Genomic DNA, 24,339 nt, shown 5'->3' with positions numbered 1-24,339 from the left:
CAGGGTTCGCGAGCAAGCTCGCTCCTACAGTCGTTCTACCCCTCCGAAAAATATCCTGAGACCGCCCCATGAGCTTCACGCCGCTGATCCGCCAACTGATCGATGCCCTGCGCACCCTGCCCGGAGTGGGGCAGAAGAGTGCCCAGCGCATGGCGCTGCAGCTGTTGGAGCGCGACCGCAGCGGCGGCCTGCGTCTGGCCCAGGCGCTGACCCGGGCGATGGAGGGTGTCGGCCATTGCAAGCAGTGCCGCACCCTGTCCGAGGACGAGTTCTGCCCGCAGTGCACCGACCCGCGCCGTGACGACAGCCTGCTCTGCGTGGTGGAAGGCCCGCTGGACGTGTTCGCCGTCGAGCAGACCGGCTACCGTGGCCGCTACTTCGTGCTCAAGGGGCACCTGTCGCCGCTGGATGGACTCGGCCCGGAAGCCATCGGCATCCCGGAGTTGCAAGCGCGGATCAAGGCCGGCAATTTCAGCGAGATCATCCTCGCCACCAACCCTACGGTGGAAGGCGAGGCGACCGCTCACTACATTGCCCAGCTGCTTGGCGGTGGCGACCTGGTGCTGTCGCGCATCGCCCACGGCGTACCGCTGGGTGGCGAGCTGGAACTGGTGGACGGCGGCACCCTGGCGCACGCCCTGGCAGGACGCCGGCCGATCAGCAGCTAACGGTCGGCAAGGAGCAGCAGCTCGCGATCATCCATCCGGTAGGCCATCCACCGGTTTTCACGCCGGCCGCCCAGGCGCGAGTAGAAGCGCTCTGCCGCGTCATTGCCGGTCAGCACATCCCAGAGCAGGCGGCCCGCACCTTGCTCCAGCGCCCATTGGGCAACGCGCCGCATCAATTGCTCGCCTACGCCCTCGCCGCGCCGACCCTGGGAGACATACAGCTCCTTGAGTCGAACGCTCGGGCGTAGATCGAACGTGAAGTCCAGGCATTGGACGACGGCGTACCCGCAGATGGTATCGGTCTGGGCGACGAATACCTGGCATTGCGCCGTCGACCCGAAGGCGCGTGTGAGCAGGGCGTTGCCGTCAACCGCGAAGCCGTCGAGATAACCTTCGAATTCCGCCAGCGCGCGCATCAGCTCAAGCACTGCTGGAACATCGCCCGGCCGAGCCTCGCGAATGCTCAGCAGGCGCACGAGATGCCTTCCGTCTGGCTGCGGTTCCCGTGCCCTTCGGCACTGACCAGCGCCAGGCCTTCGTCCAGCCAGCCGGTCACCCCGCCGATCATCTCCTTCACCGGCAATCCCAGCGCGGCGAGCTTCGCGGCGGCACGGTGCACGCCGTTGCAGTGCGGTCCGGCGCAGTAGACGACGAACAGGGTGCCCGGCGCGAACTGCGCCATTCGCCGCGCATCGACCTCGCGGGTCGGCAGGTTCAGTGCTCCGGGTACATGCCCACGGGCAAAAGCGGCGGCGTTGCGCACATCGAGCAGGATGAAATCCTGCTCGCCGTTCTGCAGGGCGTGGTTGACGTCGGAACAGTCGGTTTCGAAGGCCAGGCGGTGGCTGAAGTGGGCGAGGGCATCGGCGGGCAGGGCGGCGGGGAACTGGCTGACGAGGCTGGGCATGGCAAGGCTCCTGTGGAAAGTGGGAGCACTGTATGAGGCCCTTCGGATCGGCTACAGTGGCGGACTGGACAGTGATCGGAAGTTTTCCGCCAAATGCCGCGCAATCCCCTGGAAGTCGCCGTGCTCGCCTACGACGGCCTGTGCACCTTCGAATTCGGCATCGCCGTGGAAATCTTCGGCCTGCCGCGTCCCGAGTTCGACTTCCCCTGGTACAGCCACCGGGTCGTTGCCGTCGATGAAGGGCCCATGCGCGCATTGGGCGGCATCCGCGTATTCGCCGACGGCGGGCTGGAGTCGCTCGGCACGGCAGGCACCATCATCGTGCCAGGCTGGCGTGATCGTACCGAGGCGCCGTCCGCCGAGCTGGTGCAGGCACTGCGCAAGGCCCATGACGAAGGCGCGCGGCTGCTGTCGATCTGCTCTGGGGTCTTCGTCCTGGCCGCCACCGGATTGCTGGATGGCCAGCGGGCGACCACACACTGGCGCTACGCCCAGGAACTGGCGATGCGCTTCCCGGCCATCGAGGTCGATGCCCAGGTGCTCTATGTAGACGCCGGGCAACTGATCACCTCCGCTGGTAGCGCGGCAGGCATCGATGCCTGTCTGCACCTGGTGGCGCGGGACTTCGGCGCGCAGGTTGCCAATACCGTCGCGCGGCGCCTGGTGATGTCACCTCAGCGCGGCGGTGGTCAGGCGCAGTTCATCCCCGCGCCGGTGGCGCAGGCGCCCCGGCATGACCTCGCCGGGCTGCTGGACTGGGCCCGGCAGCGACTGGACCGGTCGATCAGCGTCGGCGAACTGGCTAGCCGTGTAGCCATGAGCGAGCGTACCTTCCTGCGCCGCTTCAGCGAAGCCACGGGGATGACGCCCAAGGCCTGGCTGCAGCACGAGCGCATGCTGCGCGCCCGCGAATTGCTTGAAAGCAGCGCCGACAGCGTCGAGCGGATCGCCGAGCAGTGCGGCTTCGGCACCGTGGAAAGCTTTCGCAATGCCTTCCGTAGTGCGGCCGGCGTAGCGCCTTCGGCTTATCGCGAGCGGTTCGGGACGGCGCATCTGTCCTAGCCGATGGCGGGTGTCTCTCCTTGAAAACCAAGCAAGCGCTCGGTAAGTTTCAGTCAAACCGTCTGGAGCCTTGCCATGTCCGTGTTCGCCGAATACTTCGATGACAGCCACCGCCTGGTCCGCGACAGCGTGCGGCGCTTCGTCGAGCGTGAAATCCTGCCCCACGTCGCCGACTGGGAGGAAGCCGAGCAGTTTCCCCGCGAGCTGTACCGCAAGGCAGGCGAGGCCGGCATCCTCGGCATCGGCTATCCCGAGGCGCTTGGCGGCAGCCACGAAGGCGACCTGTTCGCCAAGGTAGCGGCCAGCGAGGAGCTGATGCGCTGCGGCTCCGGCGGGTTGGTAGCGGGGTTGGGTTCGCTGGATATCGGCCTGCCGCCGCTGATCAAGTGGGGCCGCCCGGAGCTGCGCGAGCGCATCGCGCCGCAGGTGCTGGCCGGCGAGAAGATCATGGCACTGGCGGTCACCGAGCCGTCCGGCGGCTCCGATGTCGCCAGGCTGAAGACCCGCGCCGTGCGCGACGGTGATCACTACCGCGTCAGCGGTAGCAAGACCTTCATCACCAGCGGCGTGCGCGCCGACTACTACACCGTGGCCGTGCGCACCGGCGGCGATGGCTTCGGCGGCGTCAGCCTGCTGCTGGTGGAGAAGGGTACGCCGGGCTTCACCGTGAGCCGCAAGCTGAAGAAGATGGGCTGGTGGGCGTCGGACACCGCCGAGTTGTTCTTCGATGACTGCAAGGTGCCGGTGGAGAACCTCATTGGCGCGGAGAACATGGGCTTCGCCTGCATCATGGCGAACTTCCAGAGCGAGCGCTTGGCGCTGGCGATCATGGCCAACATGACTGCGCAGCTGGCGCTGGACGAGGCGCTGGCCTGGAGCCGTGAGCGCGAGGCGTTCGGCAAGCCGGTCGGCAAGTTCCAGGTGCTCAAGCACCGGCTGGCGGAAATGGCCACCCAGGTCGAGGTGTCCCGCGAGTTCACCTACCGTCAGGCGGCCAAGATGGCTGTGGGCAAGAGCGTGATCAAGGAAATCTCCATGGCCAAGAACTTCGCCACCGACGTCGCCGACCGGGTGACCTATGACGCGGTGCAGGTGCTGGGCGGCATGGGCTACATGCGCGAGAGCCTGGTGGAGCGGCTGTACCGCGACAACCGCATTCTCTCCATCGGCGGCGGCACGCGAGAGATCATGAACGAGATCATCGCCAAGCAGATGGGCCTCTAACGGAGAGGCTCCTATAGGGATGGGCGAGCGCCGGCGGCCTGGCTGCGCCGCCACGCCGCCGGCGGGCAGCCGTATTCGCGGCGAAAGGCGCGGCTGAAGGCCGTGTCTGTCTGATAGCCGACGTCCTCGGCGATCCGCGCCAGCGGGGCGTTGCTGCCGCGCAGCAGGTTGGCGGCCAGCAGCATTCGCCACTGAGTGAGGTACTGCATTGGCGGGCAGCCCACCAGCCCGAGGAAGCGCTCGGCCAGCACTGAGCGCGAAGTACCGGCGCAGCGCGCCAGTTCCTCCAGGCTCCAGGGATGAGCCGGTGACTTGTGCAGGGCGCCCAGGGCGCTGCCGACTATGCGGTCGTGCAGCCCGGCCAGCCAGCCGCTGCGGTCCTCGCCCTGTTCCTCCATGTACAGGCGCAGCACCTCGATGAACAACACCTCCGCCAGCTTGGCCAGCACGCCGGCACCGCCGGGACGGGGGGAGCGCGCCTCGGCCAGCGCATAGCGCACCGAGGACTCCAGCCAGGCGCCTGCGGCCGAGCCGCGCACGTTGACCTTCACCAATGCCGGCAGCCCGGCGAGCAGCAGCCTCGCCAGCCGTGCGTCGCAGGCGAGGTAACCGCAGACCAGGCGCGTCGTCGCACCGCCGCCGCCATAGGACAACTGGCGCGGCCGACGGGCAAGCACTGCGTCCAGTCGCGCTCCCGTGGCGGGTGGGACGCCCGGTTGCGAGGCCATGCGGTGGGCATGGCCCTGAGGGAAGATCACCGCATCGCCGGCTACCAGTCGCACCGGCTCGGCCCTGCCCATTTCGACGAAGCACTCTCCCTCGGTAATGAGGTGGAATATCACCACCTGTTCGGCGCCGGGCTCCAGCAGTTCGACCACCGAATCCGCCCTTGGCGATTGATAGCACCATGGCGCGGTGAAGCGCGCATTGATGAATATGGCGCCGACCAGCCGGACCACGCGCAGGGTTTCCGACAGCGCGTCCATCAGGGGGCGGCGCTGTCGATGTCCAGGCGCACCGGTACGGCTTCGGCCAGCGCGCTGAGCATCGGGGAGACGCGCATGGCCTGCTCGACCATCTCGCGTACTTCTGCATCCGGGGCGCCCGGTACGCTGATGCTGACCCGCACGTGGATGGCCAGCGGGCCGGCGGGGATGTGCTGGCCATCTTCGCGGGGCAGCCCGAGCAGGCCATGCAGGTCGGTGTCGCTGGTGACTTGCGCCTCCAGCCGCTGTGGCTGCATTCCTCGCTCCGCGGCCAGCATCGCGATGCGTGTAACGGCGCAGGAGGCCAACGCGGCGCGCAGCAGCCAGCCGGGGCTGACACGCTCGCCATCGCCACCCAGTTCCTGCGGCAGGTCGGTATGGATCAGGTTGCCGTCCGGATGGCGCGTCTGCGTCTTGCCGCCGCCTTCCCAGAACGCGGTGGCGGGGACGTCGCGGACCTGGGCGACGCCCGGCCGCTGGCGCACCAGACGCTCCAGGCGCTGCTGGGCGGCGAGGATGGTTTGCGTGCTCATCGAGGGGCGCCTCCGAGGCGGGGTTCTCAGTCGAAGTCTGGGCGCGAAAGCGAAGCCGTGGCGAGCCGCCGGACGATCGGACAGGCAACACCGACGCTGGAGCAGGACGGCGGTCAGGCCGCAGCGCAGCATGAAGGTGCGGGATGTCGCGGTACCCGCATCAGCCCACCCATGGAGAGTGTCATGCCGAAGTTCGTCATAGAGCGCGAGATCCCCGGCGCCGGAGCCCTGACCGACCGCGATTTCCAGGCTATCGCGCAGAAGTCCTGCAAGGTCTTGAACCAGCTGGGGCCGCAGGTGCAGTGGTTGCACAGCTACGTGGTCGCAGACCGCATCTACTGCCTTTACATCGCCCCCGACGAAGCCGTCGTGCGAGAGCACGCGCGACTGGGCGGCTTCCCGGCCAACCGGATATCGCAGGTCGTCACTACCCTCGATCCGACCACCGCCGAATGAGCGCGCCTTGCCCGTCAGGAGAACCACAAATGACTACCGCTGTAGACCTCAATGCCCTGAAACAACGCCAGATGGCCACCTGGGCCAGTGGCGACTACGCCGTGATCGGCACGACTCTGCAGATCGTCGGTGAACGTCTGGCCGAAGCCTGCGACCTGCTCTGCGATGAGCGGGTGCTGGACGTCGCCGCCGGCAACGGCAACGTCACCCTGGCCGCCGCCCGGCGTGGTTGCCGGGTGATCTCCACTGACTACGTGCCGCGCTTGCTGGAACTGGGCGCCGAACGCGCCCGTGCCGAGCATCTGGCCGTGGAGTTCCGCGAGGCCGATGCCGAGGCGCTGCCATTCGAAGCCGGCAGCTTCGATGCGGTGGTCTCGACCTTCGGTGTGATGTTCACCCCCGACCAGCCGAAAGCCGCGGTGGAATTGGCGCGGGTCTGCCGCTCCGGCGGCCGCATCGGCCTGGCCAACTGGACGCCCGAGGGCTTCATCGGCCAGGTGTTCAAGGTGCTTTCGGGTTACATCCCGCCGGCGGCGGGTGTTCGCCCGCCGTCCGCGTGGGGACGGGAGGAGCATCTGCGCGAGCTGTTCGACGGATCGATCGGCGAGTTGCGTGCGACGCGACAGGTCTTCAACTTCCGCTATCGCTCGGCGGCGCATTTCATCGAGGTCTTCCGCGACTGGTACGGCCCGCTGCATAAGGCTTTCGCCAACCTGCCGGAAGCGGATGGGAAGTTGCTGGAGCGTGATCTGACGCAGCTGCTCGAAGCGAGCAATCGCGCGGGCCCCTCGTCGCTGGTGGTGCCCAGCGAATATCTGGAGGTGGTGCTGACCCGTCGGTGATCGCTGTCCGGCAATGATCCCTGAAAAAAACGGCGCCCATCCGGGGGTAAGGGGGATGGGCGCCGGCCCGACAGGGAAAAAGGGACTCTTGGGAATGACGGGTTACTTGGCCTCGTAGCCCTCGGCGTCGGACTTGCGCTTGGGCTTGGGAGCGAAGCGCTTGGCCAGCTTCATGCTGCCGGTGACCACTTTCTGGTACCAGACCGGCAGCAGGCGCAGCATCACGTCGATGGCGTGGGCATCCGGGCCGATCAGGATGCGCCGCGAATCGCGCTCCACGCCGCGGATGATCACCTGTGCGGCTTTCTGCGGGGTGGTGCGCAGCAACTGGTCGTTGAACTGGGTGCGCGCTGCTTCCGCGTTCTGCCCGGTGACCTTGACCATGCTGTCGTTCATGCGCGCGGTCTTGGCGATGTTGGTCTTGATCCCGCCGGGGTGCACGCAACTGGCGGAGACACCGCCGCGCTCCATGTCCAGCTCCTGGCGCAGTGACTCGGTGAAGCCGCGCACGGCGAACTTGGTGGCGTTGTAGGCGCTCATGCCCGGCTGGGAGAACAGGCCGAACACGCTGGAGACGTTGACGATGTGGCCGTCACCGGAAGCCTTCAGGTGCGGCAGGAAGGCCTTGGTGCCGTAGACCACGCCCCAGAAGTTGATGTTGGTGATCCACTCGTACTCTTCATAGTCGCTGGCTTCCACGGTACCGGCATGGGCGACGCCGGCGTTGTTGAACACCAGGTTGACCTTGCCGTGCTCGCGGGCGGCCTTGTCGGCCCAGGCGTGCACCTGCTCGCGGTCGGCGACGTTCACCGTGTCGATGGACACCCGCACGCCGGAGGAGGAGAGCAGTTGGCGGGTTTCCTCCAGGCCTGCGGCATTCACGTCCGCCAGGGCCAGGTGGCAACCACGGGAGGCCAGTTCCACGGCCAGGGCGCGGCCGATGCCGGAGCCTGCGCCGGTGATGGCGGCGACCTTGTTCTCGAAGTTCTTCATGCCGGCACCTCCTCGGCGTGGCGTTGCGGTTGGACGACAGGGCTGCTCAGGGGTTTGGCCTTCAGATGATAGGCGCCGGGATCGAACTGGCTGGTCAGGGCGCGGAAGCGCCAGGTGAAGCCCGGCCACAGGGTGCAGTTGCGCCCGCTCACCGGGTGCAGGTACCAGCTCTTGCAGCCGCCGGTGTTCCATACGCTGTGGTTGAGGCCACGCTGCAGCTTCTCGTTCCAGCGCTCTTGCACCTCCTGCTTCACTTCGACGCTCTGCAGCTCGCGGCGATCCATCAGTTTGATGGCGCCCAGCACGTAGGCGATCTGCGACTCGATCATGTAGACCATCGAGTTGTGGCCCAGGCCAGTGTTCGGGCCCATGAGGAAGAACAGGTTGGGGAAGCCGCGGGTCATGGTGCCCTTGTAGGCTTCCGGGCCGTTCTTCCAGGTGTCGAGCAGGTCCACGCCGTCCCGGCCGAACACCACGCCGCGCGGGATCGGGTCGTTAGCGGTGAAGCCGGTGCCGAAGATGATCGCGTCCACCTGACGCTCGCGGCCATCGCTGGTGATGATGCTGCCGGCCTTGATCTCGCGGATGCCGTCGACGATCACCGAGGAGTTGGAGGCCGCCAGCGCCGGGTAGTAGTTGTGCGACATGAGCACGCGCTTGCAGCCGATGGTGTAGTCCGGGGTCAGCTTGCGGCGAAGGTCCGGGTCCTTGACCTGCTGGCGGATGAAGCGCTCGGCCAGTTTGCCCACCAGCTTCATTGCCCAGGGTGCAAAGGTGAAACCCAGTACACGGCCTTCGAGCATGCTGTAGAGCGCGCCGCGCCAGAGTTTCTGCACGGCGGGGAAATGGCGGAAGCGTGCGCGCTCCTTGTCGCTGATGGCGCGGTCCGGCTTGGGCAGGATCCACGGCGCGGTGCGCTGGTAGAGGTCGAGCTTGGCCACCAGCGGCTGGATTTCCGGGACGAACTGGATGGCTGAGGCGCCGGTACCGATCACCGCGACGCGCTTGCCCTTGAGGTCGTAGTCATGGTCCCACTGCTGGGAATGGAAGGCCTTGCCCTGGAAGTTCTCCAGGCCCTTGAGCGCGGGGATCGAGGGGATCGACAGCGCGCCCATGCCGGAGACTACCGCCTTGGCGGTGTAGTGGTTGCCGGCGGCGTCGAACAGGTGCCAGAGCTGCTGTTCCTCGTTCCACTCGAAGCGCGCCATCTCGGTGTTGAGCAGCGTCTTGTCTTCCAGGCGGTACTTCGCCCAGCACTTCTCCAGGTACGCGCGGATTTCCGGCTGGCGGGCGAACATGCGCGTCCAGTCCGGGTTCGGCTCGAAGGAGAAGGAGTAGACGTGGGATTGCACGTCGCAGGCGCAGCCCGGGTAGTTGTTGACCCGCCAGGTGCCACCGACGCCGGCATCCTTTTCGAACAGCAGGAAGTCATTCTCGCCTTCCTGCATCAGGCGTATCGCCATGCCCAGCCCGGAAAACCCGGTGCCGATGATGGCGACCTTGCAGTGTCTGGGGGCAGTCTTTGGTTGGGTACTCACAACCGTACTCATGGCCACGCTCCTGTTATGATTATTGCTGGCGTATACAACTGTCTACGTGGTGAAATGTAGACACCTGTATACTGCGGGAACAACCAACCTTAGGTGGGGTCGGGCGCCAGACACATGGAAATCGGACAGGAAGAACGGCCAGTGGAGGCCGCCGGCAAGCGCGCGCTGATCGATGCGGCGCTGCGCCTGGCGGCCAGCCGGCGCAGCCTCAGCAGTCTCGGGCTGCGCGAGCTGGCGCGCGAAGCGGGGCTGAACCCGAATACCTTCTACCGGCACTTCGGTGACGTGGATGATCTGGGCCTGGCGATCATTCGCGACATCGCCACCCAACTGCGCCAGCCGCTGCGCGATCTGCGCCGCGAGGCCGCCGAGCGCGCGCAACCGGGGGAGGGCACGGCCAGCGTGCCTTTCGGCCTGGACCTGGAGCGTGGCCAGCGGGTGACGCGGGAGACCGTGCGGCTGTTCTTCGACTTCGTGGAAGGCAACCCGCAGGCCTTCATCATTGGTGTGCGCGAGCTGCATGGGCCGTCGCCGGTGCTGCGCGAGGCGTTGGCGCGAGTGATGGACGAGTTCGGTGAGGACATGGCCGAGGACATCCGCCAGTTCCACTTGTTGCCGGACATCGACGAGAACGAGTTGAACCAGCTCTCGCGGCTGATCAGCCGGCAATTGTTCCAGCAATCGCTGGACTATCTCGAGCGCCCGCCGGAGCAGCGCGGGGAAGTCTGCGCCCTGGCTGAACGACAAATCCTGTTGCTCTTCACCGGCGTCGCGGTACTGCAGACTTTCGGCATGCTCGCTAGGCTGTAAGTCTTCTTGGGTCATAGCGGGAGCGTCAGCATGTTGCCTTTGCCCCTGTTTGGCGGCTGCGCCTGCGGCGCGGTGCGCTACCGGGTGGATGCCGAGCCGGAAGAGACCGGCTACTGCCATTGCCGCATCTGCCAGAAGTCCAATGCCGCGCCGGCGGTGCCCTGGGCTGTGATTCCGCTGACGGGCTTCGCGTATACCGCCGGCGAACTGGGAGTGTGGCGCTCAAGCCCGGACGGCGAGCGGCGCTTCTGCGTGAAGTGCGGCACGCCGATGGAGTTCCGCGTGCGCGACGGCGAGACGGTGGGGCTCAACACCGTGACCCTGGACGAGCCGGAGCTGATCGAGCCGCAGTGTCATGTCTGGTGTTCGTCGCAGCTTTCGTGGTTCGACACGGTGGATGATCTGCCGAGGCGCGCTGAGGGCTGACGCCTGGTCATGCGTTGCAGGGGCGAGCTTGCTCGCGAACCTCTCGGCACCGGAGCGGCGTCCGTTCGCGAGCAAGCTTGCTCCTACAGAAACCGTCATTCGGTGCGATGTGCGGAATTGCATTGCACTTGATCATCCGTTTGCATTTGTTCTGACCATTGATTGCACCGGATTTGCTCAGAACCTTTGAAACCATGGTCTGTTGAGAGCGCTCAAGCCTCTGAAAAAACAGGGCCAGTCCTGTTGCTATCCTGCCGGCCGCGGTCATAGCAAAGGCTGTCCATGAGGAGTTCATCCAGGGTGAAAATCTAGACCAAACCAAGCTACTGCCCGACAGCTTGGATAATTAAGTCGCGGATACCAATCCGGCACCGGCATTGTCGGTTAGATGCTCGAACTTTCCGTTTGAAGAGTCGCTAAGCAGAAATTTTCCGGCGACTATTATGGGTCGTTCAAATGATTGGCGCCGATATGTGATCTCATACCTAAGTTGTACTGGTGGCGGTGCTTGGATTGTCAGATGGTTCTTGTTTTCTTGGTTGTTTATAGAGCTCTATTGTGGGACGGTTCTGTAACCCGATTTAGAGAGTTGTTCGCTGATCCTTGGTATCAAGTTGACACCATGTTGACAGGCATTGAAGGGGGATATAGAAACATTCTGCGGCATGTAGTCGGGGCAGAATTATCTGGATGGCCAGGGAAGAGGTATCTCAAGATGCGTCCACGTCATTCAATATTGGCCGCAATTTCAATACATTCATTGAGGTGATAACTTTGTATATTCAACAGGCGTTCACTCTTCGTGAAAATGAAGTCGCACGAGACCACGGTCAAAGCGATATTATTTACACTGAAATTGCATCGGCGGTAGTTCGTCATAATGCCACAAAGAGCTTGATCGTTTTGGCCAAATTCTGGCCAGTCGACCGCTTGATCATGAAGGCTTGGCAACTTTCTTCGGGACCCTTTGGGCATTTTTCAAAGACGTTCCCTCTGGCATCATCGCGCTGGCCGCTCGCATTACTGACGAACTGCTGGCCGAAGACACGTGGAACGCAACTGCAAAAGCTGCATACGTGCTCTACGCATCTGTTGACGAGTTCGGACTGCACCAGCATCAGCGACACATGCTGCCTACTCATCACCAAATGTTCCGGGAACTGACCGAACATCTTAGGCTGAGTCATCAAGACCTGCACAATCCAGCTTTTGTCTTGCCGGAAGGGGTCGCCATGGGCGATGCAACACATCGTCTCTATCGTTCTGATCAACTCGGTGAGGCCCTGGGATTCCATCTCGCATCCGAGATGACATCGTCCCGTGAGTTCCAATATTTCTTGGCCGGCTTCCAGAAGTACGCCAAGGAATATGGTCTGAAAGACGAGGATGACCCGGTTCTGGCCTTCTTCGCCGTACACTGCGAAGTTGAACCGATGCATGTATCCACTGGGCGAGACGTCTTGGTGTCGTTCCTGAACCGTGACGAGCGCATCGGCAAGCAGGCATTACGGGGCGCCATGGCATTCATGGATGGCTTCGAACGCATGTTCGCTGCCTTGAATCGTAAGCTGGGTCACAGTATTCAGTGATCGCGCCAAGGGCGCAGGCGTTGCCTGCGCCCTTTAAATGGAGAGTTATCATGGCTAGCAAGGAATATGAGTGCAATTTCTGCCATTACGTCTACTCGGAGGAACAAGGTGAGGAGACGGAAGGGGTAGTTCCAGGGACACAGTGGGAAGACCTTCCTGAAGATTTTAAATGCCCCCACTGCCGAACAAAGAAGAAGAACTTCACTGAACGGACGCTCTGACGTGCTGCCAGCAAGTGCCCTCAAGGCCTTTCTCTTTGGCATTACACTTTCTATTGCCGTAGGGCCTATCGCATTAATAATCATCCGAAACGGCATTCAGCATGGCAGAGTCGTTGCCATAAAAAGTGCGTTAGGGGCGGCGATTGGAGATCTTTTCTTTAGCGTGATTGCGTTTGCCGGCGCAAGCTTGGTAGTGGGATTTCTATCCAGTCATCAAAGGTTCCTGAGCGCAGCTTCCGCGCTAATTTTAATTCTATTCGGACTGCACATGATATGTGGCGAATTCAAGGCCAAGACTGATAGTGGCGTCCCGTCAAAAAACATTGGCTTTACAACTACGTTCATACTAACGATTTCAAATCCATTAACTATTCTGGCTATTTCAGCATTTGCAACTCAAGTTGACGGGCGCACAATAACTTCCCTCGTGATATCGTGTCTTTGTTTGTTTGCGGGGAGCTTATTTATTCAATGCTTGTACGCATTGGGTGGCACCGCATTAAAGCCATTCATCACCAATAATAGCCGCCTAAGAATTCTTGGATTTTTCAGTGGCTTGGGTGTCACGATGTTCGGCTTGGTCGAGGCTGCTTTTTTATGGAAATAGTGCTCCCCTTAATATTTCCGAGATCAGAGATACAGCTTCTTAAATTTCAAAAATTAACATCCATGTACCCTGCTATCGACATCAAGGGAGGGGGCTATGCTCGTTGAACACCGCTCCTTGGCAGTCGGGCTTTGCCTACTGCTCGCGCATAACATGCTCACCGGTTGGCAGGATGTATACCGCGCCGTTGCATTCCGGAAGCTAGACGTATTCTTCCTGACTTTCGTCGCCTTCTTGATTGTCATAGCGACTTTCGAGGTGTGTTTCAGGGGAGGCGGAGGCGAAGCCCGGCTGCGATGGAAGGAGGTCGTCTCGCTGAACCTCTGGACCGCGGGAAGTTGGGGGGCGTTGTTCCTTTCAATCTGGCTCATCCCCCCAGCCCTTGCCGCTGCGATTGCAACCTCCCTCTGTCCGATATTCACTTACTTCGTAAACCGTCGACTGCGCCCGAGTTCGCCGGCTGCCCTCCGCGACATCGCTGTATGCTTGGCTGCACTCGCAATCACTGCATTCTTGTCTTGGGCGACAATCGCCACAGATGCAGGAAAAGGGACGAATGGCCTCGTTCTTTGGGGAATCCTCCTAGCCATGGCAGCGGCTTTCTCGGATGCGTTCATGACCGTGTCCATGAAGGCCTGTTATGACCGGGGGGTTTCTGGTTCCGAACTGCTCGCGCGGAGGTTCTACTTGCTGACAGGCTTGGCGTTCATAGGCGCGCTTGTAAGGGGAGCTTTCTCAGTGTCAGCTGAAGAACTTATGAGCGGAGCCTCTCTCGCGCTTCTCGGTGTCATTCCCGCAACGCTCCTCCTGCAGAGAAGTCTTAAGTACATTGAGCCGGTACTTTTCGAGATTGTGCTCGCCACAGCACCTGCCTTTGTCCTCGCGTTCCAGTTCACGCATTCCGCCCTCACCCCATCTACTCCGGCCATTGTGGGCGTCGTACTGGTCATCGGCCTGTCCCTGGCCCAGATCTATCACTCCTTCTTTGGTGCCCGTCATGCATAGCCTTGGGATCATCGTTGATGCGTACTCAACCGGAAACAAGCTCGCCAGGGAGTTCTCGGCCTACGGAGTCGAATGTTTCCACGTCCAGTCCAGGGACCCTATCCTGGTTTTTGACGCGCCGTCTTTCGTGCCGGAGGACTTCACCAGAAATTTTGTGTACCAGGGAGATGTAGCTAAGCTGGCTGAGGACATCGGGAAGCTCTCGCCTTTGTTTGTGATAGCCGGCTGCGAGTCGGGCGTCCCCCTAGCCGACGCGCTATCGGAAGTCCTCAAGCTGCCTTCGAACGGAACGGCTAAGTCCAGCACCCGACGAGACAAGTTCCTCATGCAGGCAGCCCTAAAGGACGCCGGCGTTGAGCATATTCGGTCGCTGCGAACGGATTCGGCTGCAGAGGCGATCACATGGTGTGATCGGCAGTGCGCATGGCCTTGCGTGGTGAAGCCCCTCGACAGCGCTGGATCTGATGGAGTCACCTTTTGCCATGTGCCAAATGAGGTCCGCGCGGCCTTCGCGTCCCTACTCGGTAGGACAAATGCAATGGGGACAGTCAATACGCTGCTTATCGTGCAGGAAAGATTGGTTGGCGAGCAGTACATAGTCAACACAGTAAGCCTTCAGGGGAGCCACTACGTCTCCGAAGTGTGGAAGGACGTCCGTCTTGAAGTGCCCGGGGCGTGCGCAGTTGGATGCTACGAGGCGCTGCTCAAGTCCGCATCCACAGAATCCACTGTTCTCGGTCGTTATGCCGGCTCCGTCCTTGACGCTCTCGAGATTCAGAACGGCCCTGCCCACTTAGAGATCATGCTTGTCGAAGGACGCGGTCCCGTGCTCATAGAAGTGGGCGCCCGTATGCAGGGATCCATCTGCGACTCCGTGGTTCTTTCAACCCTCGGCCACAGCCATGTGACGCTCACTGCGCTGCGCTATGCGGACCCGAGTGGCTTTGCCAGCTATTCGAATACGCCTTACCAAGCCCGGAAGCCGGTGTTGGCGGCGATGCTTGTGTCCCCCCGAGACCTTCGAGTATCGGACTCTAGGTTCCCGTCAGCGATCAGGGCTCTACCGAGTTACGCAGCGGACCAGGGACTGCCAACGTCTGGGACCTCCATCAAACGGACAATCGACATGGATACCTGCCCGGGAATCGTCTACCTGTCCCACGAGTCGGCCGAAGTGCTCCAAGCAGACTACGTTCGCCTCAGGGAGTTGGAGGTGCAGATGTACGAGGAAGCTGTGGAGGAAGTCGATGTTTAGGATTGGTTGCGATCCCGACAACCCCCCCTACACGAAACTGTCAGCCGGTGTGTGGAGTGGGACTGAGTACGAGTTCATCACCCATTGCTTTATGAGACCAGGCTGGAATTCGAGATCGTCCCAGTCTCTTGGGATGACATGTTTGATCAGTTGCGGCTTGGTAAGGTTGCTGCAATCTTCTCGAGCCTCTCGGCAACGGAAGAGCGGCGGCAAGAGTTCCTTTTCAGCGACGCCTATTTCGACTCCCCAGAGACGCTGATGGGATGGGAAGGTGTCAATCTGGAAAGTATCGAACTGGGGCGCTGCTCCTTGGCGGTGCTCGCTGGATCCAACCATGAGCGCTACGCGCGGGCATCCTTCCCAGGAGCGGATATCCGCCTTTTCAGTAACTCAGTCGAGATGCTTAATGCGCTCGAAAGCGCAACTGTCGACACAGTCGTGTCTGAGTTAAATGCGGCCCAACATTGGCTTCATGGCCAAGGCAAACGAGAGAAAATCCGAGTTCTGGGAGAACCGATAATCTGCCCGGAAATATTCGGTAATGGTTCCTCGGTGGCGGTCGGCAGGTCTTTCCCGGAACTGAGAGACTGCATTAATACTGCCCTGCGGGGCACACCTGGCCAGGCATCTGCAGGATTAGGATGCGTAGTAGAGGATGGCCTGGGAGCACAAGTAATCGACTAGTGAACGCCGGGATTATGTGGATTGGCTGTGCCAAGCCGCAGGTCGCAGACTGCAGCGCGAGCCCCGATGCTCCGGCCTGATCAAACAGTTGCACCCAGCGCAGTATTCCAATCGTATGGGGCGTTCTCTGTCGGTCATGGCCACGCTGTGTAATGGTCAGGTCCGATGCAAATGATTGGTCAAGTCAAATGCAATCAGGTGGTCAAGAAAGTGCAATTGCGCTCGATGGGGTTGAATGAAAATCGCCAGGCGTTTGCCTGGCGTTTTCCTTGGTGCGCGACAGTCAGCCGGCGAAATCCAGCGTTTCCTTCCAGCGGGTTTCCAGCGCCTTGGTGTCATGGTCGAAGGGGTGGAAGCCGGGACGGAAATAGTCCAGCCACGGGCGGATCAGGTTGACGAAGTAGCCGCGGCGCGGGTGCAGCAGCACGCCCAGACCGTGTTTCCAGCTGCGCCAGTTGAACAGCTGGCCGTCGCGGCGCAGTAGGTTGATCTGGAAGCCGGCGATGACGCCGAGGAAGATCCCGGTGGTGAGCAGCATCACCGCGGTACGGGTGAAGTAGCCGCCATAGACCTGCTGGTAGACGTCGTAGGCCACCGCCTTGTGCTCGTTCTCCTCGACGGCGTGCCACATCCACAGCTTGTACATCTTGTCCGACTTCATCTGGCTGCTCAGGTCTTCACGCTTGAGCAACTGCTCGGCCATGGTCGCGGTGAAGTGTTCCAGGGCGCAGGTGATCGCCAGCTGGTGCTTCTGGGTGGTGACCTTGCTGATGGATTCGAGCAGCACCTTGATGCGCAGCTCCAGGGTTTCCAGGTCGATGCCGTGCTCGTCGGCGTACTCGTTGTAGGCCGCGTGCTCCTTGGAGTGCATGGCTTCCTGGCCGATGAAGGCGCTGACGTCCTTCTGCAGCTGCGGGTCCTGGATGCGCTCGCGCACGGCGCGCACGCTGTCGACGAAGAACTTCTCGCCATAGGGGAACAGCGAGGACAGGTTGTTCATGAAGTGGGTCATGAAGGGTTGCCCGTCCCACCAGTATTTCGGCGTTTCGCTGAAGCTGAAATCCATGCGGCGGACCGGGAAGTTGGCGCGGATCGGCGTGGTGCTGGCGTTCATGACTAACTCCTTCTTGTTGTGCGGGAGGGCGCGCGCGGCAGGGGCGGCGACCCAGGCAAGCCCTGTCGTTAGTTCGCTATGCCACCTCGTAATGTGTCATTAGCTGATGTCATGTTCGGAGTCTTGTCGGACAATCGAAAGGTCATATGTGGCCGTGGCGGGGTCGAATCAGGCCAAGCGGGTCACGACCAGCCATTGGATGGGGCGTCTGAGCGGTGGGGAGGGCGGAAACGAAAACGGGCGCCGAAGCGCCCGTGTTTACCGACAGCGGTCTGTCACTGCTCGTCGAGGGCGAAGGCAGTCAGGCTGTAGGTGGGGATCTGTGCGTCATTGAGCTTGGTCGAACCGCCCAGCTCCGGCAGATCGATGATCGCGGCGGCCTCGAACACGCTGGCGCCCATCCGGCGGACCAGCTGCGCGGCGGCCAGCAGGGTGCCGCCGGTGGCGATCAGGTCATCGAAGATCAGCACGCTGTCGCCTTCGCACAGGCTGTCGGCGTGGACTTCCAGCAGGGCTTCGCCGTACTCGGTCTCGTAGGCCTGGGCCAGCACGTCAGCCGGCAGCTTGCCACGCTTGCGGAACAGCACCAGAGGCTTGTTCAGCTCGTAGGCGATGATCGAACCGATCAGGAAGCCGCGCGCATCCATGGCGCCGATGTGGGTGAAGTCGGCCTCGACATAGCGCTGGATGAAGCTGTCGGCGACAAAGCGCAGGGCTCGCGGCGACTGGAACAGCGGGGTGATGTCGCGGAACATGACGCCGGGCTTGGGAAAGTCGGGAACGGCACGGATCACGGACTTCAGGTCGAGTTGGTTGAGGATCATGCTGGATGTGCACCTGATGCGGTTTTTGCTGAGGCCAAAGTATAACGGGCCCACCAGTCGGCGAGCCCGTTTTCGATGACCGGAAAGTCAACCAATAGGTCAGCTTTCGTGTCTGTCAGCTTTCCAGCTGGCCGCCGGCCAGTGCGCACAGCTCGATGGAATCGAGGATGTGCACTTCCTTGCCTTCGGCGGCGATCAGGCCGTTCTGCTGGAAGCGGGTGAACACGCGGGAGACGGTTTCCACCGCCAGGCCAAGGTAGTTGCCGATCTCGTTGCGCGACATGGCCAGGCGGAACTGCTGGGCCGAGAAGCCACGGGCGCGGAAGCGCGCGGAGAGGTTCACCAGGAAGGTGGCGATGCGCTCGTCGGCGGTCTTCTTCGATAGCAGCATCATCATCTGCTGGTCGTCGCGGATTTCACGGCTCATCACGCGCAGCAGCTGGCGGCGCAGTTGCGGCAGTTGCTCGGACAGCTCGTCCAGGCGTTCGAAGGGAATCTCGCAGACCGACGTGGTTTCCAGGGCCTGGGCCGATACCGGGTAGCTCTCGGTATCCATGCCGGACAGGCCGACCAGCTCGCTGGGCAGGTGGAAGCCGGTGATCTGCTCCTCGCCGCCGTCGGTGATGCTGAAGGTTTTCAGGGCGCCGGAGCGCACGGCGAAGACAGAGCCGAAGGCATCGCCCTGGCGGAACAGGAACTCGCCCTTCTTCAGCGGGCGTCCGCGCTTGACGATTTCATCGAGGGCGTCCATGTCGCTGTGGTTGAGCGACAGGGGCAGGCAGAGTGGAGCCAGGCTGCAATCCTTGCAGTGCGCCTGGGGCAGGGCGCGCACTTTGATGGTTTCGGCCATGAGTGTTCCTTGAATGGGATGGCACACAAAAACCAAGGGTACCGCAGACCGCAAGTCGCGCGCCAGTTGGCGACCTGTCTGAATCGCTGGTTCCAGCGATGGGGATGAGGGTTTCGTAGGGGTTGGAGCGGTCTCGAATCCTTTCGAAAAGTGCCGGTTCAGGGCTGTTCCTACACCCTGGGGTGAAGGACATATCCTGTAGCAAAGGGTGCGACAGTTGGCCCCGTACCGTCGGTCGTACGGAAGGGAACCCGCGGGTCAGATGACCCGCGAGAAGCGTTGCAGGTTCTGCATCGGCAGGTAGCGGTCGAACAGCATGCACAGCGAGCGCACCAGCAGCCGGCCGGAAGCACTGACATCGATACCGCGTGGGCCGAGGCTGATCAGTCCGTCGCGGGCGAAGCGTTCGAGGTCGTCCCAGATTTCGGCGAAGTAGCCACGGAAATCGATGTTGTAGAGGTCCTCGATGTCCTCGAAGTCCAGCTGGAAATGGCAGATCAGCTGCTGGATCACCGCGCGGCGGATCAGGTCGTCCTTGTTGCAGTGCAGGCCCCGGCGAGTGGCGAGCTGACCCTGGTCGAGGGTGTTCTGGTAGTCGGCGATGTCATTGCTGTTCTGGCAGTAGAGATCGCCGATCTGGCTGATCGAGGAAACCCCGAGGCCCACCAGGTCGCAGTGACCGTGGGTGGTATAGCCCTGGAAGTTGCGTTGCAGGGTGCCGTCTTCCTGGGCCATGGCCAGTTCGTCGTCCGGCAGGGCGAAGTGGTCCATGCCGATGTAGCGGTACCCGGCGGCTTCCAGTTGCTCGGTGGTGCGTTGCAGCATCTCCAGTTTCTGTCCGGGGGAGGGCAGGTCCTCGGCCTTGATCCGCCGCTGCGGCGGGAAGCGTTCGGGGAGGTGTGCGTAGTTGAACACGGACAATCGGTTGGGCTGCAGGGCGATGACCTGCTCGACGGTGCGGGCGAAGGTGTCCGGGGTCTGCCGGGGCAGGCCGTAGATCAGGTCGATGTTGATCGAGCGGAATTGCAGCGTGCGCGCCGCGTCGATGATGGCGCGGGTCTCGTCGAGGCTCTGCAGGCGGTTGATCGCCTGCTGCACTTCCAGGTTGAAGTCCTGCACGCCGATGCTGGCGCGGTTGAAGCCCAGCTCGCGGAGCAGGCCCATGGTCGACCAGTCGGCCTCGCGCGGGTCGATCTCGATGCCGTAGTCGCCGAAGTCGCCCTCGACGAAGTGAAAATGGGTGCGCAGTTGCGCCATCAGCTCGCGCAGCTGGCCGGGGCTCAGGAAGGTCGGGGTACCTCCACCGAAATGCAGCTGCTCGACTTGCTGCTGGCGACCCAGGTGACGGCTGACGATTTCGATTTCATGGATGAGACGGGCGAGGTAGGGGGCGCTGCGGCCACGATCCTTGGTGATGACCTTGTTGCAGGCGCAGTAGTAGCAGATGTTCGCGCAGAACGGGACGTGCACGTAGAGCGAGAGCGGGCGCTGCGCCTTCTGGCTATCGCGCAGCGCGTGCAGCAGGTCGAAGGGTCCGACTCCTTCGTGGAACTGCACGGCTGTGGGATAGGAGGTGTAGCGCGGGCCGGCCAGATCGTATCGGCGTATCAGATCTGCGTCCCAGCGAATATTGTCGAGCATGCCGATGTTCCCCGGTGGCGAGCTTTTCCTGCGCAGTCTAGGGAGAGTCCGACAGAGGCCTGTTGACCTGTATCAAGCGGCTTTATGGTGGGGAGCGGCGGCGCTGGCGTGCATGTCGTGGCCCATGATCCAGGCCTGGTGCGGGCCGGGGAGGGTCCACAGGCCAAAGAGGATCACCAGGATACCGCCGGTCATGCGTACGCTGCGTTTGCGCAACAGGGCGGTGATGCGCTCGGCGGCGAGCCCGGTAGCGAGCAGTACCGGCCAGGTGCCCAGGCCGAAGGCGAACATCAGCAGGGCGCTGTCTACCGCCGAGCCCTGGCTGGTGGCCCAGAGCAGGGTGCTGTAGACCAGGCCGCAGGGCAGCCAGCCCCAGAGTGCGCCAAGTAGCAGCGCGCGCGGCAGCGTGGCGACCGGCAGCAGACGGCTGGCAAAGGGCTGTATGTGCTTCCACAGGCCGCGGCCCAGGGCTTCGATGCGGGTCAGGCCGCTCCACCAGCCGGCCAGGTACAGGCCCATGGCGATCAGCAGCAGGCCGGCGATCACCCGCAGCGCCGAGGCGAACGGCGTACGCGCGACGGCCCAGCCGGCGAGGCCGAGCAGAAGGCCGGCACAGGCGTAGCTGAGGATGCGGCCGAGGTTGTAGGCCAGCAGCAGGCGCAGGCGGCGCCCACGCTGCTCTGGCGGAATGGCCATGGTCAGCGCGCCCATCAGGCCGCCGCACATGCCCAGGCAGTGACCGCCGCCGAGCAGGCCGAGGATCAGCGCAGACGCCAGCAGCGGCGCCAGGTCAGGCATCGCGCTTGTCCTGCTTCTGGCTGGCGTGCGCGTCGTCACCCTCGGCTTCGTCGATGCCAGCCTGGTGCCTGGGATCTTCGTCGTCGAACAGGATGCTGTGGGCCGGCCCGTCCAGGTCGTCGTACTGGCCGCTGTTCACCGCCCAGAAGAAGATCGCGATGCAGATGCCGACGATTACCACCGCGACCGGGATCATGATGTAGAGAGCGGGCATTTCAACTCCGTGGCAGCGCCTGCGCCGCTTGCGGGGCGACGGGCAGGGCAGTGGTCGCTGGCGGGGCGCCGGCGCCCTTGGGCAGCCGTGTCAGGCGCAGGGCGTTGAGCACCACGGTCAGCGAACTGATCGACATGCCCACCGCGGCCCACACGGGCGTGATCCAGCCGAGGGCGGCGAAGGGCAGCATGAGCCCATTGTACAGCCCCGCCCAGATCAGGTTCTCGATGATTACCCGGCGAGTGCGACGGGCCAGGCCGAAGGCCTGTACCACGCTGTCCAGACGATTGGAAAGCAGCACCGCGTCGGCGCTGGTCTTGGCGAGATCCGTGGCCGAGCCCATGGCGACGCTGATGTCGGCGGCGGCCAGTACCGGCACGTCGTTCACGCCGTCGCCCAGCATCAGCACGCGGCGGCCTTCCTGATGCAGTTGGCGCAGCACTTCGAGCTTGTCGTCCGGGCGCAGGCCGCCGCGGCAGTCGTCGATGCCCAATTCGGCGGCAACGCGGCCGACCATGGGCGAACTGTCGCCGGACAGCAGCAGGGTGCGCCAGCCGCGGGCACGACAGGCGTCGAGCAGGTCGGCGGCGTCATCGCGGATGCGGTCGTCCAGCACCAGCCACGCGAGGGCACCGCCTTCATCGCCCAGCAGCAACCACTGGCCGGGTTCCTGCGGGTGTTCGGGCGCGACGCTACCGCTGAGGGCGCAGACGAAGGACGGTTCGCCAATGCGCAGGCGGCGCTCGCCGACCACACCTTCCAGGCCCCGGCCGGGATGGCTCTCGACATTCTCGGCGGGCTGCGGCGCACGGCCGAAGGCGAGGGCGATGGGGTGTTCCGAGCGGTTCTCCAGCGCGGCGGCCAGGGCCAGGCAGGCATCGCTGTCCAGCGCACCCATCGACCTTACTGCACGCAGCGTCAGGCGGCCTTCGGTGAGGGTGCCGGTCTTGTCGAAGATCACCGTGTCGATGTGGTTCAGGCCCTCCAGCACGTGGCCGCGGGTCACCAGCAGGCCGAGCTTGTGCAGGCTGCCTGTGGCGGCGGTCAGCGCGGTGGGCGTGGCCAGGGACAGGGCGCAGGGACAGGTCGCCACCAGCATCGCCAGGACCACCCAGAAAGCGCGGGAAGCGTCGTGCTGCCACCAGAACAGGCCGACCACGGCGGCGAGCACCAGCAGGGCGACGAGGAACCATTGCGCGGCCTTGTCGGCCAGTTCGGCCAGGCGTGGCTTGTCCGACTGGGCGCGTTCGAGCAGGCGGACGATGGCGGAGAGCCGGCTGTCGCCGCCCAGCGCCTTGACCTGCACGGTCAGCGGGCCTTCGACGTTGAGGGTGCCGCCGGTGACGCTGTCGCCGCTCTGGCGCGCCTGCGGCAGGTATTCGCCGGTGAGCAGGGATTCATCGACGCTGGACTGGCCCTCGAGGATCAGGCCGTCGGCCGGGATCACCGCGCCGGGCTGTACCAGCACGTGGTCGCCGACGTTCAGTTCACTGAGCAGCACGCGGCTGCTCTGGCCACTCTCATCCAGGCGCAGGCAGGACGCGGGCAACAGGTTGACCAGCTGTGCGGTGGCGGCGGCGGTGCGTTCGCGGGCGCGGCGTTCGAGGTAGCGGCCGGCGAGCAGGAACAGGGCGAACATGCCCACGGCGTCGAAGTACAGGTCGCCATGGCCGGTGACAGCGGTCCAGATGCCGGCCAGGTAGGCGCCGCCGATGGCCAGGGACACCGAGACATCCATGGTCAGGTGACGGGTGCGCAGGTCGCGCACGGCGCCGCGGAAGAACGGCTGGCAGGAGTAGAAGACGATGGGCGTGGTAAGGAACATCGCCACCCAGCGCAGGATCTCGTGCAGCTCGGGGCTCAGGTCGATGTTGAATTCCGGCCAGGTGGCCATGGTCGCCATCATTGCCTGGAACCACAGCAGGCCCGCGACACCCAGCTGGCGCAGGGACTTGCGGTTTTCCTGGTGCAGCTGCTCGGCGGCGCGGTCCGGTTGGAACGGGTGAGCGGCGTAGCCGATCTTGCGCAGTTCGGCGAGCAGTTCGCTCAGCGGCAGCTCGCTGTCGGACCAGCGCACATGCAGGCGGTGATTGGACAGGTTGAGGCCGGCCTCGGCGACGGCGGGCAGGCCCTTGAGGTGCTTCTCGATCAGCCAGCCGCAGGCGGCGCAGCTGATGCCTTCCATGATCAGGGTGGTCTCGGCCAGTTCGCCCTGGTGCTGGACGAAGGGCTGCTGCACGTCGGGGCGGTCGAACAGCCTCAGCTCGTCAGCGAGTTGTTCGGGGAGGGCATCAGGGTTGGGGGCGGCTTCGGTGCGGTGGCGGTAGTAGCCTTCCAGGCCGCCGGCAACGATGGCTTCGGCCACGGCCTGGCAACCGGGGCAGCAGAATTCGCGGGGCTCGCCCAGGACGGGCGCAACAAAGCGGCTGCCGGGGGGAACCGGCAGCGCGCAGTGGTAACAGAGCAGCGCGGCGCTCATGGGCGCTCGGCTTCATCTCCGCTGAGGGGCTCGTCGCCGAGGTCGAAGGAGCCGCCGGGGGCGACTTTCTCTTCCTCGAACAGACGCCAGGTCTTGCCGTTCTCCTCGCCGAGCAGTTCGACGAAGCGGCGACCCTTGACGGCGGCATCCAGGCTGGCGGTGTAGCGGCCCGGCTCGGCGGGGCTGGCGCGCAGCTCCAGGTGCTTGTCCTGCGACTCCAGGGTAGGGGAGAGCAGGTTCAGGGTGAGCGTGGCCGGACGGCTGTTGCCGGTGAGGCGCAGGTCTACTTCGCCGGTCAGTTCGTCGAAGCTGATCCTGGCGCGCAGCTTGAGTTCCTGTGCCAGGTGCTCGCGGTCGAGGGAGCGGTTGATGCCCTTGCCGGCCTCGTAATAGTTGTCGCTGACCAGGGAGTCCTGATTGTTCACGGCGATGTTGACCATCGTCAGGCTGAGGGCGATCGAGGTGGCCAGCATGGCGATGATGATCCACGGCCAGAGGTGCTTGTACCAGGGTTCCACGGGCGTTTTCATGGCCGATTGCATGGTCTTTTTTCTCTCGCTGGCAGTGCCGCAGGGGCGCTGCCCGGTGAAGGGGCGGGCGA

Annotated in this window: 26 protein-coding genes and 1 pseudogene; 13 read left to right on the top strand and 14 right to left on the bottom strand. The window is 63.4% G+C overall.

What is annotated here, in order from left to right; all coding sequences use genetic code 11:
* The first annotated feature begins 68 nt into the window (after positions 1 to 68).
* Positions 69 to 668 (top strand): recombination mediator RecR, encoded by a 600-nt coding sequence (gene recR, locus IB275_RS19405; protein ID WP_138214757.1) that lies wholly within the window; start codon positions 69 to 71, stop codon positions 666 to 668.
* Here recR and IB275_RS19400 read toward each other — a convergent pair.
* Together IB275_RS19400 and IB275_RS19395 are read right to left on the bottom strand one after the other, a co-directional pair.
* Entirely contained in the window at positions 665 to 1,144 is a 480-nt protein-coding gene (locus IB275_RS19400) for a GNAT family N-acetyltransferase (protein ID WP_192294962.1), read from the bottom strand. The two genes, recR and IB275_RS19400, sit on opposite strands and share 4 nt — an antisense overlap.
* On the bottom strand, positions 1,132 to 1,575 hold the full coding sequence (locus IB275_RS19395) for a rhodanese-like domain-containing protein (RefSeq protein ID WP_192294961.1): 444 nt from the start codon (positions 1,573 to 1,575) through the stop codon (positions 1,132 to 1,134). The genes IB275_RS19400 and IB275_RS19395 overlap by 13 nt, the downstream gene beginning before the upstream one ends.
* A gap of 93 nt (positions 1,576 to 1,668) precedes the next feature.
* Between IB275_RS19395 and ftrA the strand changes: the two genes are divergently transcribed.
* On the top strand, positions 1,669 to 2,637 hold the full coding sequence (gene ftrA, locus IB275_RS19390; protein ID WP_192294960.1) for a transcriptional regulator FtrA: 969 nt from the start codon (positions 1,669 to 1,671) through the stop codon (positions 2,635 to 2,637).
* 75 nt (positions 2,638 to 2,712) lie between these two features.
* Positions 2,713 to 3,861: an acyl-CoA dehydrogenase family protein gene (locus tag IB275_RS19385; protein WP_192294959.1), complete on the top strand. Its 1,149-nt coding sequence runs from the start codon at positions 2,713 to 2,715 to the stop codon at positions 3,859 to 3,861.
* A gap of 11 nt (positions 3,862 to 3,872) precedes the next feature.
* On the opposite strand, the gene IB275_RS19380 is transcribed toward IB275_RS19385, so the two are convergent.
* The gene (locus tag IB275_RS19380) at positions 3,873 to 4,847 is read right to left on the bottom strand and encodes an AraC family transcriptional regulator (protein WP_192294958.1); all 975 of its coding nucleotides are present in this window, start codon (positions 4,845 to 4,847) and stop codon (positions 3,873 to 3,875) included.
* On the bottom strand, positions 4,847 to 5,380 hold the full coding sequence (locus IB275_RS19375) for an OsmC family protein (protein WP_192294957.1): 534 nt from the start codon (positions 5,378 to 5,380) through the stop codon (positions 4,847 to 4,849). Before IB275_RS19375 ends, IB275_RS19380 begins: the two co-directional genes overlap by 1 nt.
* Before the next feature lie 183 nt (positions 5,381 to 5,563).
* Between IB275_RS19375 and IB275_RS19370 the strand changes: the two genes are divergently transcribed.
* Positions 5,564 to 5,836: a DUF4242 domain-containing protein gene (locus IB275_RS19370; RefSeq protein ID WP_192294956.1), complete on the top strand. Its 273-nt coding sequence runs from the start codon at positions 5,564 to 5,566 to the stop codon at positions 5,834 to 5,836.
* Positions 5,837 to 5,865: 29 nt separating this feature from the next.
* Positions 5,866 to 6,678, top strand: coding sequence for a class I SAM-dependent methyltransferase (locus IB275_RS19365; protein ID WP_192294955.1), 813 nt, complete (start codon positions 5,866 to 5,868; stop codon positions 6,676 to 6,678).
* 102 nt (positions 6,679 to 6,780) lie between these two features.
* Here IB275_RS19365 and IB275_RS19360 read toward each other — a convergent pair whose 3' ends face one another.
* Positions 6,781 to 7,671, bottom strand: a complete 891-nt coding sequence (locus tag IB275_RS19360; RefSeq protein ID WP_192294954.1) for an SDR family NAD(P)-dependent oxidoreductase — start codon at positions 7,669 to 7,671, stop codon at positions 6,781 to 6,783.
* Positions 7,668 to 9,259: pseudogene (locus IB275_RS19355) on the bottom strand (flavin-containing monooxygenase). The gene IB275_RS19360 and the pseudogene IB275_RS19355 overlap by 4 nt, the downstream one beginning before the upstream one ends.
* A gap of 76 nt (positions 9,260 to 9,335) precedes the next feature.
* Between IB275_RS19355 and IB275_RS19350 the strand changes: the two are divergent.
* From IB275_RS19350 to IB275_RS19315, 8 genes are all read left to right on the top strand, one after another.
* A complete protein-coding gene (locus IB275_RS19350; RefSeq protein WP_192294952.1) occupies positions 9,336 to 10,031 on the top strand; it encodes a TetR family transcriptional regulator in 696 nt (231 codons plus the stop codon).
* Between the two features lie 30 nt (positions 10,032 to 10,061).
* Positions 10,062 to 10,457 carry a GFA family protein gene (locus tag IB275_RS19345; protein ID WP_192294951.1) on the top strand — a complete coding sequence of 132 codons (396 nt, stop codon included), beginning with the start codon at positions 10,062 to 10,064 and terminating at the stop codon, positions 10,455 to 10,457.
* A 944-nt stretch (positions 10,458 to 11,401) separates the two neighbouring features.
* On the top strand, positions 11,402 to 12,046 hold the full coding sequence (locus IB275_RS19340) for an iron-containing redox enzyme family protein (RefSeq protein ID WP_225607789.1): 645 nt from the start codon (positions 11,402 to 11,404) through the stop codon (positions 12,044 to 12,046).
* 50 nt (positions 12,047 to 12,096) lie between these two features.
* Entirely contained in the window at positions 12,097 to 12,267 is a 171-nt protein-coding gene (locus tag IB275_RS19335; protein ID WP_192294950.1) for a rubredoxin, read from the top strand.
* Position 12,268: 1 nt separating this feature from the next.
* Positions 12,269 to 12,874, top strand: a complete 606-nt coding sequence (locus IB275_RS19330; RefSeq protein ID WP_192294949.1) for a LysE family translocator — start codon at positions 12,269 to 12,271, stop codon at positions 12,872 to 12,874.
* 96 nt (positions 12,875 to 12,970) lie between these two features.
* Positions 12,971 to 13,879, top strand: coding sequence for an EamA family transporter (locus IB275_RS19325; RefSeq protein WP_192294948.1), 909 nt, complete (start codon positions 12,971 to 12,973; stop codon positions 13,877 to 13,879).
* The gene (locus tag IB275_RS19320; RefSeq protein WP_192294947.1) at positions 13,872 to 15,134 is read left to right on the top strand and encodes an ATP-grasp domain-containing protein; all 1,263 of its coding nucleotides are present in this window, start codon (positions 13,872 to 13,874) and stop codon (positions 15,132 to 15,134) included. The genes IB275_RS19325 and IB275_RS19320 overlap by 8 nt, the downstream gene beginning before the upstream one ends.
* Before the next feature lie 138 nt (positions 15,135 to 15,272).
* Positions 15,273 to 15,818, top strand: coding sequence for a type 2 periplasmic-binding domain-containing protein (locus IB275_RS19315; protein ID WP_192294946.1), 546 nt, complete (start codon positions 15,273 to 15,275; stop codon positions 15,816 to 15,818).
* Between the two features lie 283 nt (positions 15,819 to 16,101).
* Here IB275_RS19315 and IB275_RS19310 read toward each other — a convergent pair whose 3' ends face one another.
* The 8 genes from IB275_RS19310 to IB275_RS19275 form a co-directional block, all read right to left on the bottom strand.
* Positions 16,102 to 16,932: a metal-dependent hydrolase gene (locus IB275_RS19310; protein ID WP_192294945.1), complete on the bottom strand. Its 831-nt coding sequence runs from the start codon at positions 16,930 to 16,932 to the stop codon at positions 16,102 to 16,104.
* 275 nt (positions 16,933 to 17,207) lie between these two features.
* Positions 17,208 to 17,756 carry an adenine phosphoribosyltransferase gene (locus IB275_RS19305; RefSeq protein ID WP_045209111.1) on the bottom strand — a complete coding sequence of 183 codons (549 nt, stop codon included), beginning with the start codon at positions 17,754 to 17,756 and terminating at the stop codon, positions 17,208 to 17,210.
* A 115-nt stretch (positions 17,757 to 17,871) separates the two neighbouring features.
* On the bottom strand, positions 17,872 to 18,606 hold the full coding sequence (gene anr / locus IB275_RS19300; protein ID WP_024763934.1) for a transcriptional regulator Anr: 735 nt from the start codon (positions 18,604 to 18,606) through the stop codon (positions 17,872 to 17,874).
* A 258-nt stretch (positions 18,607 to 18,864) separates the two neighbouring features.
* On the bottom strand, positions 18,865 to 20,247 hold the full coding sequence (hemN, locus tag IB275_RS19295) for an oxygen-independent coproporphyrinogen III oxidase (protein ID WP_151187650.1): 1,383 nt from the start codon (positions 20,245 to 20,247) through the stop codon (positions 18,865 to 18,867).
* A 72-nt stretch (positions 20,248 to 20,319) separates the two neighbouring features.
* Positions 20,320 to 21,045 (bottom strand): sulfite exporter TauE/SafE family protein, encoded by a 726-nt coding sequence (locus tag IB275_RS19290; RefSeq protein WP_192294944.1) that lies wholly within the window; start codon positions 21,043 to 21,045, stop codon positions 20,320 to 20,322.
* Positions 21,038 to 21,259 (bottom strand): cbb3-type cytochrome oxidase assembly protein CcoS, encoded by a 222-nt coding sequence (gene ccoS / locus IB275_RS19285; RefSeq protein WP_081518553.1) that lies wholly within the window; start codon positions 21,257 to 21,259, stop codon positions 21,038 to 21,040. Before ccoS ends, IB275_RS19290 begins: the two co-directional genes overlap by 8 nt.
* Position 21,260: 1 nt before the next feature.
* Complete coding sequence (locus IB275_RS19280; RefSeq protein WP_192294943.1) at positions 21,261 to 23,738, bottom strand: heavy metal translocating P-type ATPase; 2,478 nt, start codon at positions 23,736 to 23,738, stop codon at positions 21,261 to 21,263.
* Positions 23,735 to 24,280, bottom strand: coding sequence for a FixH family protein (locus IB275_RS19275; RefSeq protein ID WP_192224380.1), 546 nt, complete (start codon positions 24,278 to 24,280; stop codon positions 23,735 to 23,737). Before IB275_RS19275 ends, IB275_RS19280 begins: the two co-directional genes overlap by 4 nt.
* Positions 24,281 to 24,339 lie beyond the last annotated feature (59 nt).

This window comes from Pseudomonas sp. PDM21, from assembly GCF_014852505.2.
In the GTDB taxonomy this organism is placed as follows: domain Bacteria; phylum Pseudomonadota; class Gammaproteobacteria; order Pseudomonadales; family Pseudomonadaceae; genus Pseudomonas.
Note: the sequence above shows the minus strand (reverse complement) of the source record. Positions and strands in the feature narration are given on the sequence as shown.